This is a genomic window from Winogradskyella sp. A2, from assembly GCF_046762865.1.
Classification (GTDB): domain Bacteria; phylum Bacteroidota; class Bacteroidia; order Flavobacteriales; family Flavobacteriaceae; genus Winogradskyella.
The window spans coordinates 1-2,015 of sequence record NZ_JBKQXM010000019.1; the positions used below are offsets into that span (position 1 = coordinate 1).

The following is a 2,015-nucleotide window of genomic DNA, read 5'->3' on the forward strand; positions in this document are numbered from 1 at the left end:
CTGGTTGTGGAGCAGGCACCTGTGGCCTTTGACCCTGAGCCTTTGCGCTACTGCGACCCGGACAACGACGGCTTCGGCTTCTTTACCCTTACGGACGCGGACACGGAGATCACGGGAGGCGCACCGGGCCTAACGGTGACCTACCACGATACGGAGGGCAACGCGAGCCTCGGCGCAGATGCTATAGATACCAGTGCAGACTACGGCAATATCAACATAGACATGGAAACGCTCTATGCTCGTGTAGAGAGCGCTACGATAGCGACCGATTGCTATACGATAGTCATGCTGGACCTAGTAGTGGAGCCGACGCCCCAGCTTTTGGAGCCGGATCCCCTTGAGGAGTGCGACGACTTTTCCGCGGACGGCTTTGCGCAGTTCGACCTGACCACGGTAGAGGCGGATATACTGGTAGCCGGCCAGGACCCGGCGGCCTATGTGTTCAGTTACTACCAGGACCCTGCGGACGCCAACGATGGCGTCAATGCGATAGCGGTCCCGACGGCCTACACGAACACTGACGATTTCAACCAGGTGGTCTGGGTACGCGTTGACGACCCGAGCACGGATGCGGGCTGCTACAAGCTCACCGAGCTTGAGCTTAAGGTCAACCCCTTGCCCGTGCTTACGGCGCCGGCACCCTTTGAGCTCTGCGATGTCAACAGCCCAGGTGACGAGCAGGAGGCCTTTGACCTTGTTGAGGAGGTCAATGCGGAGATACTGAACGGACAGGGCGGCATCGTGCTGACCTATCACGAGACCCAGATGGATGCGGACAGCGGCACCAGCCCGATATCGAGCCCTTATACGAACATATCCAACGCCCAGACGGTCTACGTGAGGGGCGAGAACGCTTTTGGCTGCGTCGCGTTTACGACCGTTACGCTCCGCGTGTTGCCGATCCCTACGCCAACGCCCAGCGAGCAGATACCTGTACTGGAGCTTTGCGACGACAACAACATCGGCGACGGCCTTGAGGTGTTCGACCTTACGGTGAACGAGATACTGATACTTAACGGCGAGGCAGGCGTAACGCCTACCTACCATAGGACGGAAGAGGATGCGGATTCGGGAACCGATCCTATAGCCGATCCCGCAAACTATACCAATACGGCCATAGGGGAAGACGAGACCATCTATGTAAGGGTGACCAACGACGTGACGGGCTGCTATAGCGTGGTCAATTTTATAATACGGGTTAACCCATTGCCACAGGATACGGCAGTGACGGACTTTATACAATGCGAGCTCAACACGGACGGCTTTGGCAGCTTTGACCTAGGTACCAAGGACGCTGAGGTGCTCAACGGCCAGGATCCGTTTCAGTTCGTGGTGACCTACCACGACAACCTTGCTGATGCCCAGGCCGGTGCGAATGTGCTTGTGAGCCCTTATACGAACACGAGCAACCCACAGGAGATATTCGTTACGATAACCGATACCTCCACGGGCTGTTCGATATCGACCCAGCGCTTCGATATCGAGGTGCAGGAGTCGGCGCAGGCCAATCCCGACATGCAGGCCATCCTTTACGAGGAGTGCGACGACAATATGGAGGTCGACGGCAACCCTGCCAACGACAGCGTACAGTTCGACCTTGCGACCCAGGACGCCCGGGTACTGGACGGCCAGGACCCAACGGGCTATATGGTTACGTACTTTGCCACGGAGGCCGATGCGACCCTTAACGTCAGCCCGCTCTCGGCCCTTTACGAGAACATAGTGAACCCACAGGTCATCTATGCGAGGGTGGACAACACCAGTACCAGCTGTTTTGCGGTGGCGCCGCTGACGCTCCAGGTGAACCCTTTGCCTGCCTTTGACCTTGAGGAGGGCTATATCCTTTGCGTTAACACGAACGGAACCGAGGCCTTGGACCCGCTCGTTCTGGACACAGGGCTGTCGGATGTAAACTACGGTTTTGAGTGGAGCTTTAACGGTACGGTCATACCTGGTGCTACGGGCCCTAGCCTTATGCCGCAGCAGGGCGGCAGCTACAGCGTAACGGTAACCGA

General features: G+C 57.7%; 1 pseudogene. It reads left to right on the forward strand.

The features are described 5' to 3' along the window. Positions 1 to 2,015 (forward strand): annotated as a pseudogene (locus ACFWV9_RS16120) (hypothetical protein); the annotation flags it as partial.